Annotated in this window: 10 protein-coding genes; 4 read left to right on the top strand and 6 right to left on the bottom strand. The window is 73.4% G+C overall.

Annotation, left to right across the window (positions count from 1 at the left end; all coding sequences use genetic code 11):
- The 3 genes from ACGFYV_RS36880 to ACGFYV_RS36870 form a co-directional block, all read right to left on the bottom strand.
- The coding region (locus ACGFYV_RS36880) for a hypothetical protein (RefSeq protein ID WP_393882921.1) at positions 1-198 on the bottom strand (198 nt) is incomplete at its 3' end.
- Positions 199-799: 601 nt separating this feature from the next.
- Positions 800-2017 (bottom strand): L-2-hydroxyglutarate oxidase, encoded by a 1218-nt coding sequence (lhgO, locus tag ACGFYV_RS36875; RefSeq protein WP_393882920.1) that lies wholly within the window; start codon positions 2015-2017, stop codon positions 800-802.
- A gap of 235 nt (positions 2018-2252) precedes the next feature.
- Positions 2253-3680, bottom strand: coding sequence for an MFS transporter (locus ACGFYV_RS36870; RefSeq protein WP_393882919.1), 1428 nt, complete (start codon positions 3678-3680; stop codon positions 2253-2255).
- Positions 3681-4483: 803 nt separating this feature from the next.
- Here ACGFYV_RS36870 and ACGFYV_RS36865 point away from each other — a divergent pair.
- Positions 4484-6559 carry an asparagine synthase-related protein gene (locus ACGFYV_RS36865; RefSeq protein WP_393882918.1) on the top strand — a complete coding sequence of 692 codons (2076 nt, stop codon included), beginning with the start codon at positions 4484-4486 and terminating at the stop codon, positions 6557-6559.
- 70 nt (positions 6560-6629) lie between these two features.
- On the opposite strand, the gene ACGFYV_RS36860 is transcribed toward ACGFYV_RS36865, so the two are convergent.
- The gene (locus ACGFYV_RS36860) at positions 6630-8612 is read right to left on the bottom strand and encodes a sigma-70 family RNA polymerase sigma factor (RefSeq protein ID WP_393882917.1); all 1983 of its coding nucleotides are present in this window, start codon (positions 8610-8612) and stop codon (positions 6630-6632) included.
- Between the two features lie 424 nt (positions 8613-9036).
- Positions 9037-9894 (bottom strand): TetR/AcrR family transcriptional regulator, encoded by an 858-nt coding sequence (locus ACGFYV_RS36855; RefSeq protein WP_393882916.1) that lies wholly within the window; start codon positions 9892-9894, stop codon positions 9037-9039.
- A gap of 385 nt (positions 9895-10279) precedes the next feature.
- Here ACGFYV_RS36855 and ACGFYV_RS36850 point away from each other — a divergent pair, with 385 nt between their 5' ends.
- The gene (locus tag ACGFYV_RS36850; RefSeq protein ID WP_393882915.1) at positions 10280-11656 is read left to right on the top strand and encodes an NAD(P)/FAD-dependent oxidoreductase; all 1377 of its coding nucleotides are present in this window, start codon (positions 10280-10282) and stop codon (positions 11654-11656) included.
- 131 nt (positions 11657-11787) lie between these two features.
- Positions 11788-13443, top strand: coding sequence for a SpoIIE family protein phosphatase (locus tag ACGFYV_RS36845; RefSeq protein ID WP_393882914.1), 1656 nt, complete (start codon positions 11788-11790; stop codon positions 13441-13443).
- A 208-nt stretch (positions 13444-13651) separates the two neighbouring features.
- Here the strand turns inward: ACGFYV_RS36845 and ACGFYV_RS36840 are convergent, their stop codons facing one another.
- Positions 13652-14941 (bottom strand): MFS transporter, encoded by a 1290-nt coding sequence (locus ACGFYV_RS36840; protein ID WP_393882913.1) that lies wholly within the window; start codon positions 14939-14941, stop codon positions 13652-13654.
- Between the two features lie 111 nt (positions 14942-15052).
- On the opposite strand from ACGFYV_RS36840, the gene ACGFYV_RS36835 reads away from it, so the two are divergent.
- The gene (locus ACGFYV_RS36835) at positions 15053-15601 is read left to right on the top strand and encodes a MarR family winged helix-turn-helix transcriptional regulator (RefSeq protein WP_393882912.1); all 549 of its coding nucleotides are present in this window, start codon (positions 15053-15055) and stop codon (positions 15599-15601) included.
- Positions 15602-16013 lie beyond the last annotated feature (412 nt).

The raw sequence follows: 16013 nt of genomic DNA, 5'->3' as shown, positions 1-16013 counted from the left end.
CCCGTGCCCGCACAGCGCGGTGAAGCAGGAAGCCCCCGGAAGGGTCAGCCGACCCAGGCCGGAATCCCTGGACTTTAGGCCAGGGAGCACGTCAAGGCGCCCCTCCGACAGCCCTCGTCCGGCGGCTGCGGCAGCCATGGCGGGCGCGGCGACCAGCGGCCTCAGCGCCTGCGCCGACCAGGCGACTGCGGCACTCACGGCGACCAGCGGCTATGGCGGCTGCGGCAGTCAGGGCGGGCCCCGGCGGCCGCGGTGGCTGCCGCGCTCATGGTGGCTGTGGCGGCCCCGGCGACTGCGACAGCTGCGGCGACCGGGCGACTGCGGCACACACGGCGACCAGCGACCGCGGCGACTGCGGGCGCCAGCGGCCTCGGCGATCAGTGGCCACGACGGCCCCGGCGACCGCGCCAGTCACGGCGAAGCCACCACAGTCACGGCCACCGCGGCGACCAGCGACCACCGCGGCTGCGGCGACCAGCGGCCTCGACGACCGCGCCAGTCACGGCGAAGCCACCACAGTCACAGCGACGCCGCCGCACTCACGGCCCCCGCGGCGACCAGCGGCCCTGGCGACCAGTGGCTATGGCGGCAACGACGGCCCCGGCGGCTGCGGCACTCACAGCGAAGCCGCCGCACTCACGGCCCCCGCGGCGACCAGCGGCCTCGGCGACCGCGGAAGGCACGGCGAAGCCACCCAGTCACAGCGACGCCACCGCACTCACGACCACCGCGGCGACCAGCGGCCCCCCGCGGCCCCCACCGGCCGCACCCGGTGCACCGGCTATACCCGCTGGACCGGCTACACCGAACCCAACATGGCCAGTGCCCTGCGCCCGACCTCCCGGCCGATCGGGAGGGAAGCGGTCGCCGCGGGGGAGGGGGCGTTGAGGACGTGCACGGCCCGGCTTCCCTCTCGGATGAGGAAGTCGTCGACCAGCGTTCCGTCCCGCAGCACCGCCTGCGCCCGCACCCCTGCGGGGGCCCGCAGCAGATCCGTCTCCTGCACCGCGGGCAGCAGTCTTCGGACGGCACCCAGGAAGGCCTTCCTGGACACCGACCGCCGCAGCTCACCCGCCCCGTACCGCCAGTGCCGGCGGGCGATCACCCAGGACCCCGGCCACGCCAGGGTCCCGGCCAGCTCCTGGGGTCGTACGACCCCCCAGCCGTACCCCTCCCGGGCGAGCGCGGGCACCGCGTTCGGGCCGATGTGCACGCCCCCGTCGACGCCCCGGGTCAGATGCACGCCGAGGAACGGGAACGCCGGATCCGGCACCGGATACACCAGCCCCCGCACCAGCTCGGGCCGCGCCAGCTCGTAGTACTCCCCGCGGAACGGCACGATCCGCACCCCGGGCTCGTCGCCGGTCAGCCGGGCCACCTCGTCGCAGTGCAGCCCGGCGCAGTTCACCAGCACGCGCGCGCGTACGACGTCCCCGGCGGACGTCAGCACCGCCACACCGCGCTCCGGGCGCCGGTCCACACGCACGACCCGTGCGCCGTACCGGATCTCCGCCCCGGAGGCACGGGCCAGCTGCCGGGCGACGCCCACGAAGTCGCACACGCCCGTCGTGCCGACGTGGATGGCCGCGAGGCCGCGCACCTCGGGTTCGTACTCACCGATCTGCGACGGGCCCAGCTCCCGCACCGGGATCCCGTTCTCCCGGCCGCGCTGCACCAGTGCGTGCAGCCGGGGCAGCTCCTCGCGCTCGGTGGCGACGATCAGCTTTCCGGTGACGGCGTGCTCGATGTCGTACTCGGCGCAGAACTTCACCATCTCGGCGGCGCCCCGCACCGCGTACCGCGCCTTGAGCGAGCCCGGCCGGTAGTAGATCCCGCTGTGGATGACCCCGCTGTTGCGCCCCGTCTGATGCCGGGCCGCCCCCGCCTCCTTCTCCAGCACGGTCACCCGCGTACCCGGCGCGGCACGCGTGATCGCGTACGCCGTGGACAGCCCGACGATCCCGCCACCGACCACGAGCACGTCACAGTCGTACGCACCGACCGCCACCTGCACCACCTCCCACCTCCGATAGTGCACTGCGCCACTGACAACGCCTTCAAACGCCGATGAGGGCAGCACCCGAAGGGGCGCGGGGAACTGCGCGACCGACCCAAGACGACCCGCAGCCGCAAACAGGCATAAACAAGGCAAGCGAGCAGGCGTCCCTTACGCCCGCGCAGCCATCAGGCGTCCCTTACGCCCGCGCAGCCATCAGGCACCCCCCTACGCCCGCGCAGCCATCAGGCGCCCCTTACGCCGGCGCAGCCATCAGCAGTGGCCGTGCCCGCTCCCGCAGCTCCACCACCCTCGGCTCGTCCCCGTAGGGCTCCAGCCGGTGCAGCAGATCCTTCACGTACTCGGTGGTCCGGGCCGAGGAGATCCGCCCGGCGACCTCCACGGCCCGCACCCCCTGCTCGCACGCCGCGTCCAGGTTCCCGGACTCCAGCTCGGCCACGGCGGACACCACCAGCCGCAGTCCGTGCGAGCGCACGAACTCCTCCGTCGGCTTGGACAGCGCCTGCTCGGTGAACCTGCGTACCTGCCGGGGCGCCTTCAGGTCCCGGTAGCACTCCGCCGCGTCGGCGGCGAACCGGTCGTATCCGTAAAAACCGAGCCACGAAGGGTCGTTGTCACCTTCCCTGGACCGCTCCAGCCACCCCTCGGCCGCCTTCAGCGCCGCACCCGCCGCCTGTGCGTCCCCCGCACGCGCGTGTGCCCGCGCCTCGACCAGCCGGAAGAAACTCATCGTGCGGGCGGTCGCGAGGCCCCTGTTACGCTCCAGGGCGGCCTGCGCCAAGTCGACACCCTCGTCGCCGAAGCCCCGGTACGTCGCCTGCAGCGACATGGAGGCCAGGACGTAGCCGCCGAGCGGGACGTCGGCCGCCGCGCGCGCGAGCCGCAGCGCCTGGATGTAGTACCGCTGTGCCGCCTCCTGCTGGCCGGTGTCGAAGGCCATCCAGCCGGCGAGCCGGGTGAGTTCGGCGCTCGCCCCGAACAGGGCGCGGCCGACCTCGTCGGAGTAGGAGCCGAGCAGCAGCGGCGCCGCCTCCACCCTTAAGCACTCCGGCACCATCGACGAACGCCAGTCCCCGCCCCCGTACTTGGAGTCCCAGCGCCTGGCGTCCTCGGCGGCCTCCCGGAGCTTGCGCACATCGCTGTGGCCGACTTTGGCCGGTGCGCCGGACCCCTCGGCGGAGTTCGCCTCCCGCGCGACCGAGCTGTCGGCGGGGGTTATCAGCCACCGTGAGGCGGGCGTCGCGTAGGCGCTCACCGCGAACGACCCGGCGAGCGACTGCCAGATGCCGCCGGAGCCGGCCCGGCGTCCGGCGAGGTCGAGCCGGTACAGCTCGGTCGCCGCCCTGACCGCCTGTCCCACGTCCCGGGGGAAGGCGAGGCCGACTTCGGGGGCGGGGTCCGCGTCCGCCAGGCCGATCTCGTGGAGCGGCACCGGGCGGCCGAGCTTCTGGCCGATGGCGGCCGCGATGAGGTGCGGCGCCGCACCCTGCGGCACCATCCCCTTCGACACCCAGCGCGCCACCGAGGTCTTGTCGTAGCGAAGAGTCAACCCGCGTTGGGCGCCAAGGTCGTTGACGCGACGCGCGAGTCCTGCGTTGCTGATTCCCGCGAGGGCGAGAACGGCGCCGAGCTTTTCGTTCGGCCCGCGTTGCTCCCTGGACATGCGCCACCCCTCGACACAGACGGCCGCCGCCCTGGCATAACCGCGCGGCATTCGTAAACACAGCGTAGTTCGCCGAATCCCAAGCGTTAAGGGGCATTGTTCCGGATGGCGGGATTGTGGTCCGTACGGGAGTACGGCCCTGTACGCACCGTGCACGACCGGACCGGGTGTGCCCCCGCCCGTGTGGCCGTGCGCCCGTGCGTGCGCTCTTCTCCGGCCGTCGCGGGGGCGGTTCCATGGCTCGTGCGTGGGTCGGCCCGCTGTACTGGATCCAGTGGGCTGGGGGACACCGCCACCTTCATCCCCGCGGGTGGCGGACCGGTCCGGGAGGCGATGCCCGCCTCCCGGACTGTGCGCGCCGTCGCGCCACCACGCGCTCCGCAGGCCTGTACGGAGCGTGCTCAAACCTCCTTGCCCTCAGCTGATTTGGCCGAAAACAGCCCCCTGTCCTCGTGGGTGAAATCCGCTCCCACCATGGGACTTGAGGGCGCGAAGGGTGTTTTAGGGGAGCGTTTCGGGGGCGCATTCGAGTCGCACCGGGCTTTCCCCGTACGGGCGTTCACATGACCTTGCGCCATGGGCGCGACATCGGCCGCTCCCGGCCACCGCGGCATCCGCGCCGCGTTCCGCCCGCCGGCCCGCCCGCCGGCCCGCCCGCCGGTCTCCGCCGGTCTCCGCCGGTCCACGCCGGCGTTTCCCTCGATCGAAGGCGGTGCCACCGCCCCTCCGCGGCGCGTTCTTCATGGCAGCATGGGGTCCGGTTCCCGAGGTGCACTGGTTGTCCACAGCCTGTGGAGGCGTCGATGCGGTGGTTGGTGGGTTGGAGCAGCACCGCCGCGGGCGTCGCCGGGATCGGTTCCGCGGGCGCCACCGGATACGACGGCGAGACGCTGCACCCGGTCGGCTCCCGGCTCCTGTGGGGCGACCCCGATCCGCTGTGGGCCGTCGGCGACTGGCGGCCCGACGAGGTCCGCGTGGTGAGCGCCGACGCACAGAACCGGATCGCCGTCCTCGGCATCTGCGGCGCCTCCGACGAGGAGTTGAGGCGCGGCCTGTTCACCGCGCGCGGGGGCGCGCTCCGGCACCTGACGACCTGGCCCGGCAGCTACACGGCCGTCGTCCAGGTCGGCCGGCGCATCACCGTCTGCGGCGATCTCGCGGGCGCCCGCCCGGTGTTCCACACCCCCTGGGCCGGCGGCACCGCCTACGCCACCGCCGCGCTGCCGCTCGCCGACCTCACCGAGGCCAACCTCGACTTCGGCCACCTCGCGGCCCTGCTCGCCGCCCCCGACGTACCGGCGGCCCTGCGCGACACCACCCCGTACGAGGGCGTACGACGCATTCCGCCGGGGCACGCGCTGGTGCTGCGCGCCGGAGCGCGCGAGATCGCCGGATACGAGCCGGTCGCCTCCCTCGCCGTCGCCGCGCCCCCGGCCGACCCCGACCGCGCCGTGGACGGCGTGCGGGACGCCCTGGTCGAAGCCGTCCGCACCCGGCTGTCGGCACCCCGGCACGTGCCCGACCTCGACCCCGGTCCGGTGCCCGGCATGGGCCCGGCCGAGCGGCGGGCCGCGCGCGGGATGCCGGTGCCCGGCATCGGCGCGGACCTGTCCGGCGGACCGGCCTCCGGCACGCTGGCGCTGCTCGCCGCCGGACTGCCCGGCCGCCCCGGCACCCTGCTCGGCCACGGCACCGGCGCGGGCGAACGGCTCGTCGCCGTCACCTTCAACGACCTGGCCGTCGCCGGCCACGAGGCCGAAGCGGAGCGCGCCGGAGCCCTCGCGGCCGGCCCCCGGCTGCACCATGTGGTCGTCACCGGCGGCGAGGAGAGCCTGCCCTACGCCGACCTCGACGGCCCCCTCACCGACGAGCCGGGACCCTCGCTGGTCACGGCGGCCCGGCACCGCGCCCGGCTCGCCGCAGGCAGCGCCGACCACTTCACCGGCCACGGCGCCCGCCAGGTCCTGGACGCCCACCCGGCCCGTCTCGCGGACCTCCTGATGGACCGGCAGCGGCGCCATCTGGTCCGCCCGGTCGCCGCCCTCACCCGGGCCGACGGCTCGGTGATGGTCCCCGCGCGCGTGTACGGCGCCGCCCGGCGCCTGGCCCGCACCCCCTACCGGGCGGGCCTCGAACTGCTCGCCGAGCGGCTGATGCGGCGCCGCCTGGAGGAGCCCAAGGACGCGGTCGGCGCGTCCCTCGCCGCGCTGACCTGGGCCGGACCGGGGCCCGCGGCGCGGTGGCTCACGGGAGAGGCACTGGCTGAAGTATCGGTTCTGCTCCAGTCCGAGGCGGTCCGCTCCGCCACGGGCGCCGCCCAGCGCCCCGGCGAGTTCCGCGCGCGTGCGGTGCTCGCCCGCCACGCCACCGACCTGCGCGTCCTCGAACAGGCCGCCGAGATCCGCTCCCAGCGGCTGCACGCGCCCTTCCTCGACAACCAGGTCGTCCGCGCCTGCCGTGCCCTGCCCGAGGCCCTGCGCGTCAAGCCGGGCGCCCGCTCCGCCGTCCTGCGCACGGTCCTGGAGGGCGCCGGCATCACCGACCTCCCGCCCGGCTGGGGCGCCCCCTCCCACACGTCCTCGGCCGCCGCGCGCACGGGCCTGCGCGTGGCCGCCGACTCCCTGGTCGACCTCTTCGCCACGCCCCTGCTGGCCGAGGCGGGCCTGGTCGAGGCGCGGGTCGTCCGCAAGGCCCTGCGCTCCGCCGCCTCCGGCGAACCCCTCCCGCTGGACGGCCTCGCCGACCTCGTCTCCCTCGAACTCTGGCTCCACCGCCTCCTCTCCCGCCGCGGCACCTGCTGGACCGGCACCCCGGCCCGCGCCCGCGCGGTGCCGTCCGGGATCGCGCCGAGGAGGGGCGCGCTGACACCGGGCGCCTGAGCGGCGCGGGGCGCGCGTCACGGCGTTCGCGGGCGGGTGCTTGTGGGTGCGTGCTTGTGGGCGGGCGGACCTACTCGCAGGTGAACCGGGAGTCCGCCCAGTCCGCCAGGGTGGTCTGGTCGAGGATCCGGTTGTCCGGTTCCACGACGAGCCGTACGGTCTTGCGCCCGGTCAGGTTCACATGCACCGGTACGGCCGCGTCGCCGCCCTTGACCGGGCCGGACTTCCACAGCCGTACCCCGTCGGCGTAGACGGAGAAGGAGACCTTGCCGAGCCCCAGCATCATGTCGTCCACGCCGGCCACGGCGTCGTACGCGCTGCACTGGCGGTTGAGGTCGACGGTGACCGAGGACTGCCCGCGGACGGTGACACCGCGCGCGTACCGCGTGCCGCCGACGGACATGCCGCTGCGCTGCCACACCCAGCTGCTCGAACCCAGCCGTACCTCGGGCTCGGTGCCGTCGCCGGTGACGTCGTAGCTCAGCTCGTTCATCTCGTAGACGACGGGAGGCGGCGGGGGAGTGGGGGTCGGCGTGGGAGTCGGGCTCGGGGTCGGCCGGGGCTTCGGCGTCGGGGTGGGTGAGGGCGTGGGGGTCGGCTTCGGTTTCGGCCTGGGGGTGGGCGTGGGGGGAGGGGTGGGCTTCGGCGGGGGTGCCGGGTGGTGGGGAGCGAGCACCACGGGCTGCGGCGCAGGCTTCTTCGGGGCGGGCTTCGGCGCGGGGGCGGGCGGCTGCTGCTGGATCACGGGCGCGGACGGCGCCGGCTCGGCCACCTCCTTCGCCGGGTGGCTGTCGTTCACCAGGGCCATCGCGACCGCGGCGACCGCCACCGCCACCACACCGGCGGCGATACCGGCCTTGACCGGGGCGCCGAGCCCCTCCGAGGCCGCCGCGCCACCGCTCGCACCACCGCTCACGCCCGCGGACGTGCCCGTCGCCGCTGCCGCCGCACCCGCGGCGCCCACCCCGGCGCCGCCGGCGATGATCCCGAGCGCCTTGGCGTACCCGGCTGCTCCGAACCAGCCGATGACCGCGACCGGGACGACACCGGGGATGCCGCTCGCGACCTCTTCGATCTGCGCGGCCGCCAGCCGGCACTTGGCGCACTCCTCCAGGTGCTTGCGCAGGCCCCGTTCGGCGCGGATGCGCAGCTTGCGGCGCGCGTAGCCGCCCAGTTGGTCGGCGTAGCGCGCGCACTCGGCGTCGTCGGCGAGGGTGGCGCTGACGTGGGCCTGCAGATAGGCCTGCTTCAGCCCCTCGCGGGCGCGACTGGCCAGCACCCGGGTGCCGTTGGCGTCCAGACCGAACAGGACGGCCACCTCGCTGGGCGACTCGTCCTCCACCTCGGTGTGCCACAGCACGGCCTGCCAGCGCTCGGGCAGCGAGCGGAACGCCTGCATGGCCATGGACTGTTCGGCCTCGTGTATGGCGCGTACGTCGGCGCCCAGGTCGAGGCCCGCTCCGAAGGAGCCCAGGGACGCGGTGTCGTCGGACACCTCGGAGGCGCGCGAGGACTGCTGCGCGAACAGCGCGAAGTCGTCGACGAGATGCTCGCGCCGCGCGGACCTCGTCCAGTGCGCGGCGACGCGCCGCACGGAGGTCAGCAGATAGGCGCGTACGGCGTACTCGGGCCCCGAGCCGCCGCGCACCGCCTGGAGCATGCGGGCGAAGACCTCGGCGGTGAGGTCGTCCGCGGTGTGACCGTCACGGCAGCAGGTACGGGCGTAGCGCCGCACCGCGTCGGCGTGCCGGCGGTACAGCTCCTCGTACGCGGAGTCGTCGCCGCCGCGCATCCGCTCGATCAGGTCGCTGTCGGACGGCGGCATGTCCCGCCGGGGCGGCAGCGCACTGCCGTCACGCTGTGCGGGCAAGCTCGCCTCGGCACCGCGCTCGGTGTCACCCGACGGGCCTCCCGCCGCGCTTTTCGCCGCGCCTCCCGCCGTGCCGCCCGGCGCTGCGGCCCGTCCCCCTTGGCTGGGCACCTGGGGCGAGGTCAGCCCCCCGGCCTTCGCCTCACCGTCACCGCGCGACCCGTCCCACCCGTCAACGCTCATTGCGGAAAGCCCCCGAAACCGGCCCAGCCCAATCCGTCACCGGCTCAGAGTGCCACATGGACCGGAACCGACGGACCCCTCGATCACCTCATCACTCATCCGAGCGCCCGAACCCTCACCCCGACCGAACACCACCCGAACAAGACACCCCGTCCCCGCCCTGAACCTCCCCTTCCGCCCACAGAACCGCCACACGACCCGTGGCCGCACGGGGAACGCAGGGCACGCGGGGAACGCAGGGCACGCCGGGAGCACGGAGACACCGGAGCCCGCCGCGGCCGAAGCCGAAGCGGGCCGGCGATAACGCGATAAGGCGGGCAGCCCGAGATACGGCGATACGGCGGGCAGCCCGCGATACCGCGATACCGCGATACCGCGATACCGCGATACCGCGATACCGCGATACGGCGGGCCGGCGACACGGCTACGCCGGACGCGACCGCAGCCCCTCCAACAGGATGTCCAGCAGCCGAGCCGAAGCCGCGGCCTGCTGTGCCGCGTCCGGCAGCGCCGGCGCCGCCGTGGCGATCACCAGCAGCACGTCGGACACCGACACACCGGCCCGCAGCTCACCCGCGGTCCGGGCCCGCTCCACCAGCCGCCCGACCACCTCCAGCAGCGCCGCCGCCCCGTGGTCCTCGGCGACCGAGACCGAGACCGCCACCGCGGCCACGGCCGTCCGCTCCTCGGCCACCAGCCGCAGCTCGCCACTGCCGACCCCGGCCTGCGCCCGCTGCGGAGGCACCCGGGCGTCGCCGGAGCCGGAGCCGGCACCGGCACTGGTGCCTGCCGAGCCGGACGGCCTCGCGGCGTCCTCCTCCGCGACCCCGACCCGCAGCACCTGAGGCGGCAGCAACCGCCCCGCCCCCGACGCCACGGACGTCCGCAGGAACCGCGACAGCGCGGACCACGGCTCGTCCTCCTGCCCGAGCGCGGACCGCGCCTGCTCGGTCAGCCGCGCGGTCTCCTCCTCGGCGATCCTGCGGACGAGCACGTCCTTGCTCGGAAAGCGCCGGTACACCGTGCCCACACCGACCCGCGCCCGCCGCGCCACGTCCTCCATCGGCGCGCCGTACCCCAGCTCGCCGAACACCTCGCGCGCCGCACGCAGTACGTGCTCCAGATTGCGCTGTGCGTCCACCCGCAGCGGCGTCGCGCGTGACCCGTCGATGCGCCCGTCCGCCCGTCCGCCCGCGCGCCCGTTGCCGACCGCGGCGCTCACCGCTGAGCCGCCGTGCGCGACGGTGGCCGCCGATGCCCATTGAGTGTTCTGAACCTGCATGTGTTTCCCCCGGTGATGACGTCTCCCCCCGGAGACTCCCCGCAACTGAGTCCGGAGTGCGCGGAAACCGTGGCGTCGGCCCCCGAGAGCGGGACCGCCCGTCACGGACCCTTTCGACCACATTCCCTACACCCCGTCGACACACGAACATAGTTGAGAGGGAGTCAATTCAGAAGGGGCAGGTTCCGCACAGTGCGCCCCCCGATCGGAGTACGGGCCATTTATGTCCGGGTTACACACCTTCGGTCCCTCCCCTCCGCCCCCGCTGACCAGCCCGCATTCCCCCTGCCCCGCCCGCGCCCCCGCCCTCGCGCACACCAGCCCGCCGGTCACACAAATTGCCGAGGCTGTGGACAAACAACAGCGCCCGGTGCGTCATGGGACGGTGAAGGAACGCACGCGCATTCTGGTTGTCGGCGGCGGCTACGTCGGGATGTACACCGCCCTGCGCCTCCAGCGGAAGCTGAAGCAGGAGCTCAGGCGGGGCGAGGTCGACATCACTGTCGTCACCCCCGACCCCTACATGACGTACCAGCCGTTCCTCCCCGAGGCAGCCGCCGGTTCGATCTCCCCCCGCCACGTCGTCGTACCCCTGCGCCGCGTCCTGGACCGGTGCCACGTCGTCGTCGGCGAGGTCACCTCCATCGACCACGCCGTGCGCACGGCCGCCGTCACCACCCTCGCCACCGCCGAGGAGGGCAACGCGGCCGAACTCCTCGGCTACGACGAACTCGTCCTCGCCCCCGGCTCCGTCTCGCGCACCCTGCCCATCCCCGGCCTCGCCGAGTACGGCATCGGCTTCAAGACCGTCGAGGAGGCCATCGGGCTGCGCAACCACGTCATCGAACAGATGGACATCGCCTCCTCCACCCGCGACCCCGCGATCCGCGACGCCGCGCTCACCTTCGTGTTCGTCGGCGGCGGCTACGCCGGTGTCGAGGCGCTCGGCGAGCTGGAGGACATGGCCCGCTACACCGCGCGCTACTACCCCAACCTCCGCCCCGAGGACATGAAATGGATCCTCGTGGAGGCCACCGACCGCATCCTCCCCGAGGTCGGCGCGGAGATGGGCCGCTACACCATCACCGAGCTGCGCCGCCGCAACATCCAGGTCCTGCTGGGCACCCGCCTGGAATCCTGCGCCGGCCGCGTCGCCGTCCTCAGCGACGGCCAGCGCTTCCCGGCCCGCACGCTCGTGTGGACGGCCGGCGTCAAACCGCATCCGCTGCTCGCCGCCACCGATCTGCCGCTCACCGGGCGCGGCCGGCTGAGGTGCACCGCCGAGCTGGCGATCGACGGCACCGAGCACGCCTGGGCCGCGGGCGACGCCGCCGCCGTCCCCGACGTCACCGCCGCCGAACCCGGCACCATGACCGCCCCCAACGCCCAGCACGCGGTCCGCCAGGCCAAGGTCCTCGGCGACAACATCGTCCACGCGCTGCGCGGCGAGCCCCTGGAGACCTACGCGCACGCGTACGCCGGCTCCGTCGCCTCCCTCGGCCTGCACAAAGGCGTCGCCCAGGTCTACGGTCGCAGGCTGAAGGGCTACCCTGCCTGGTTCATGCACCGCGTCTACCACCTCAGCAGGGTGCCCACCTTCAACCGAAAGGCCCGCGTGCTGGCGGAATGGACCCTCGCCGGGCTCTTCAAACGGGAGATCGTCTCGCTCGGATCCCTCGAACACCCCCGAGCGGAGTTCGAACTCGCGGCCGGTGGAAAACCTCCTCACGAGCGTCCGGACAACCCGAAGGGGTCGTCCTGACCGGAGCGAGGAACTCCACGGCCCTGCCCCGGCGTCCGACGGATGTCGCCGCGGACGGCCACCTGCCAGACTGCCCCACGTCCTCGGACGGGCACCCGCCCGCCCTCAGCACCCACGAGGCTTTCCCCACTGTGAACTTCACGCGCTGGAGCGCCCGGCTCCCCGGAACGCAGCGCCGCGCCGCAGCGCGGACCGAGCAGGCGGTCCCCCCGGACCGGCGGGGTGAAGGCTCCGTACCCGCGGCCCGCGCCGAACGGGCCGCCGACGGGACACCCGCCGTCCCCGCCGTCGACGAACTGCCCGCCCGCGACGTCCTCGACCGCGTCCCGGCCCTCGTCGCCCTCGTCCAGGGCCCCGAGCACCGCATCGCCTACGTCAACGACGCCTACACGGCGGCCTTCGGCGTACGACCCCTGGGCACCCCCGCCCGCGAGACCCTGCCCGAACTCGCCGAACTCGGCCTGCTCCCGCTCCTCGACCAGGTGCTGCGCAGCGGCAAGCCCCGCACCCTGAAGTCCCGCAAGGCCGTCGACGGCCGCTCCTACACCTTCACCTGCACCCCCGTCGCCGAGGACGGCGAGCGCGACGGCGGCGACGGCGCGGTCCTCGTCTTCGCCACCGACGTCACCGACCACGCCGAGGCGGCGGAGCGGCTGCGCGCCAGCGAGCGCCGCCAGCGCGAGACGGCCGTGACCCTCCAGTGCTCCCTCCTGCCGCAGGAACTGGAGCAGCCCGACGACCTGCGCATCGCCGCCACCTACCAGCCCGGCGGCACGGAAGCGGCGGTCGGCGGCGACTGGTACGACGTCATCACCCTGGGCGGCGGTCGCACGGCACTCGTCATCGGTGACGTGATGGGCCGGGGTGTCCGGGCGGCGGCGGTGATGGGCCAGCTCCGCACGGCGGTCCGCGCCTACGCCCGCCTCGACCTGCCCCCGCACGAGGTCCTGCAACTCCTCGACGGCCTCGCCACCGAGATCGACGCCAACCAGATCGCCACCTGCGTCTACGCCGTCCACGACCCCAACGAGGGCCGCCTCGTCCACGCCTCCGCCGGCCACCTGCCCATGCTGGTCCGCGACGAGAACGGCACCGTCCAGCGCGCCGACGAACCCACCGGCCCGCCGCTCGGCACCGGCGGCTGGATCCACACGTCCGGCTCGATCGCGCTGAGCCCCGGTTCGACGGCCGTCCTCTACACGGACGGCCTGGTCGAGCGGCGCGACGAGGACCTGGACGAGGGAATCGCCTCCCTGGAGCGCGCCCTGTCCGGCGCGACCGGCTCCCCCCAGGTCGTCTGCGACCGCCTGGTCCGCTCCGCCGGCGTCACCGCCGACCACGACGACGACGTCGCCGTCCTCGTCTTCCAGCACCCCGCGCACACGGGCCCCGAGGGCGACCTCTTCCGCAACGCGGCGCTGGACCTCCTCGGCGGGGTGGAGGCGGCTCCGCGCGCCCGCGCGTTCGCCTCCGGCGTGCTGACCAGCTGGCGCTTCCCTCCCGAGCTGCACGACACGGGTGTCCTCGCCACGAGTGAGCTGGTCGCCAACTCGCTCCAGCACGGGACCCCGCCCATGCGGCTCCGGCTCCGCCGCACCGACCGCCGCCTGATCATCGAGGTGACCGACGGCGACGACCACCTCCCCCGCCGCCGCCGCGCCGAACCCGCCGACGAGTCCGGCCGGGGCATCGCCATCGTCGCGACCATCGCCTCCTCCTGGGGCTCACGGAGAACCCCGGGCGGGGGGAAGGCCGTGTGGTGCGAGTTCCTTCTCCCGAAGGGGTGAGGGGGCCTCCGGCCGGGGGCGCTGTTGGGGTGCGGGTGCGTGTGTCGGTGCGGGTGCGGGTGTGCGTCCTGGTTCGCGGTCGGGTGCGGGTGGTTCGTGGTTGCTCGCGCAGTTCCCCGCGCCCCTGGGGAGTCGCAGCGCCGTCGGCTGTGTAAGCGGCGGCGCCTGTAGCGACCCAGGGGCGCGGCCGGAGCCAGCGCGGCGTGCCTTATGCGTCGGTCGGGACGGGCTCTGCGGTTGCGGTGCTTCGGGCGACGACGCGGCTTCTGGTGGCGGCCCAGGGCTGGTCCTGGGCCATGGTCAGGTTGCGGCCCAGGCGCAGGGCCAGTGCGGTGATCCCGAGGGAGAACAGCAGGAAGGTCACGATGTACGGCGCGTGGAGGGACGCCCCGAGGGGGCCGCCCACCGCCGGACCGATGGCCAGCGCCAGCTGCTTGACGAGGGCGAAAGCGGAGTTGTACTGCCCGGCCATCCCCTCGGGCGCGAGATCCGCCACCAGCGGGGCGACCGTCGGCGACAGCATCGCCTCACCCAGCCCGAACAGCGCGTACGTCGACACGAACGCGGCGGTCGCCATCTCCTGGCTCCCGTGCCCGAGCCCCGCGTAGCCCGCCGTGAGCCAGGCCACCGCCCATATGAGCCCCACACCGGCGATCACCCGGGACCGCCGACGCCGCTCCACGAACTTCAGCACCGCGAACTGCGCGACGACGATCATCAGCGTGTTCGCCGCCAGCGCCGTACCGAGCGCGGACGTGGAGATCCCCGCGGCCTCGACGCCGTAGGCACTCAGCCCCGACTCGAACTGCCCGTAGCAGGCGAAGAACAGCACGAAGCCCAGCACGCACAGCTGCACCATCGCCCGGTTCCCGAGCAGCTGCTTCCAGCCGCCCTTGGCCGAACCGCTCGGCGCGTCCTCGATCCGCGGCGAGTGCGGCATCCGCACCGTCGCCATCACGCCGACCAGCAGCAGGAACATCGCCGCCTCGATGGCGAACAGCAGGGTGAAGGAGGAGGCCTTGGTCGTGTCGACCAGATGGCCGCCTATGAGCCCACCGACGCCCAGGCCCAGGTTCTGCAGGAAGAACTGCATCGCGAAGGCCCGCGACCGGGTGTCCGCCGTCGAGCAGTCCACGATCATCGTCGCCAGCGCCGGCTGCATCACGGCCTGCCCCGCGCCGAGCGCCGCGGCGGACGCCAGCACCGCGGCGGCGTTGCCCGCCAGCCCCAGGCTCAGCGCACCCAGCGCTGCCATGACCAGGGCGGCGAGCAGGACCGGCAGCGGGCCGCGCCGCACGATCGCCCTGCCGGCGAACGGCAGGACGATCAGCGCGGCCACGGCGAAGACGGCGAGCACGAGTCCCGCCGTCATGGCTCCCAGACCCCGCACCTGCGCCACATAGACGTACAGGTAGGGGACCGTGAAGCCGAGCCCGAAAGCGCTGAGTGCGTTGCCCACGTGGATCCGGCGCATCGCGGCGCCCATCGCCCTGGTCACGTTCACCTCTCTCAACTAGTTAGGAGTGAAGACTTCAATCCTAAAGTTCGAAGCTAAAGGCTACACCTCCAAGGACTTCAAAGCAAAGGAGTACCGTGCGATACTGCGGTCATGGCCGACACACCCGGCGGCACCGAGCCGACGCTCGATGAACAGATCGCCGCCTACCAGCGCGAGTTCCGCGACCTCGACCCCCAGGTCGAGCAGATCGTGTCGGCGCTGTCCCGCCTGAACCGCCGTATGAACGTCGCGTACGGCCGCCAGACCTCCGCCCTCGGCATCAGCAACGCCGAGTGGGAGGTCCTCAAGGCGCTGGTCCTCTCGGGTGCTCCGTACCGCCTGGGCCCCAGCGACCTCGCCAAGCGGCTCGGCCTCACGCCGGCGGCGATGACCCACCGGATCGACCGCATGGTCGCCGAGGGGCTCGTCACCCGTGAGCGTGACGAGTCCAACCGCGTCCGGGTGATCGTCGAGCTGACGCCCGAGGGCCGCGAGAAGTGGCTGGAGGCCATGCGCATGGCGACCGTCTTCGAGGAGGACCTGCTCCAGGACCTCACCCCCGTGGAGCGCGCGGTCCTCGGTGAGGTCCTGACCAGGCTGCTGCGCCGCGTGGAGCACGCCCAGCCGGACGCGGGCGGCCGGCTCAGCGACCTGGACTGAGCCCCCGGAAAAAATCTTGACAGGGTCGGTTGACACACCCCTGACCGATCCGTAAGGTTCTCCGAGTTGCCACGGAGCCGTAACGCTTCTGCGGCAGCACCTCCGCCGCTTCGAGCGGCACTCACACCATCAGCACGATCTCCCTCGGGATTGATTTCGGCGTGCCCGAATTCAATTCGAATAGGGACTCGGCGGCCCGATTGGGAATCGCCGGGAAGATCCGCTAAGGTTTGAGACGTCGGAACGGCCCAACAGCCGGGAAGGCAACCCCCTCTGACTGGGAATCAGACACCGCGAGGATCTGATAGAGTCGGAATCGCCGGAAAGGGAAACGCGAGAGCGGAAACCTGGAAAGCGCCGAGGAAATCGGGTCGAGAAAAGATCTGATAGAGTCGGAAACGCAAGACCGAAG

The organism is Streptomyces sp. NPDC048297 (genome assembly GCF_043201585.1).
GTDB lineage: Bacteria > Actinomycetota > Actinomycetes > Streptomycetales > Streptomycetaceae > Streptomyces.
This window is presented reverse-complemented; position numbering and strand designations above follow the sequence as displayed.

Coding starts and splice junctions, on each gene's coding strand:
- ACGFYV_RS36865 (WP_393882918.1), top strand. CDS start 4,484: ATGCGGTGGTTGGTGGGTTGGAGCAGCACCGCCGCGGGCGTCGCCGGG.
- ACGFYV_RS36835 (WP_393882912.1), top strand. CDS start 15,053: ATGGCCGACACACCCGGCGGCACCGAGCCGACGCTCGATGAACAGATC.
- ACGFYV_RS36870 (WP_393882919.1), bottom strand. CDS start 3,680: ATGTCCAGGGAGCAACGCGGGCCGAACGAAAAGCTCGGCGCCGTTCTC.
- ACGFYV_RS36860 (WP_393882917.1), bottom strand. CDS start 8,612: ATGAGCGTTGACGGGTGGGACGGGTCGCGCGGTGACGGTGAGGCGAAG.
- ACGFYV_RS36855 (WP_393882916.1), bottom strand. CDS start 9,894: ATGCAGGTTCAGAACACTCAATGGGCATCGGCGGCCACCGTCGCGCAC.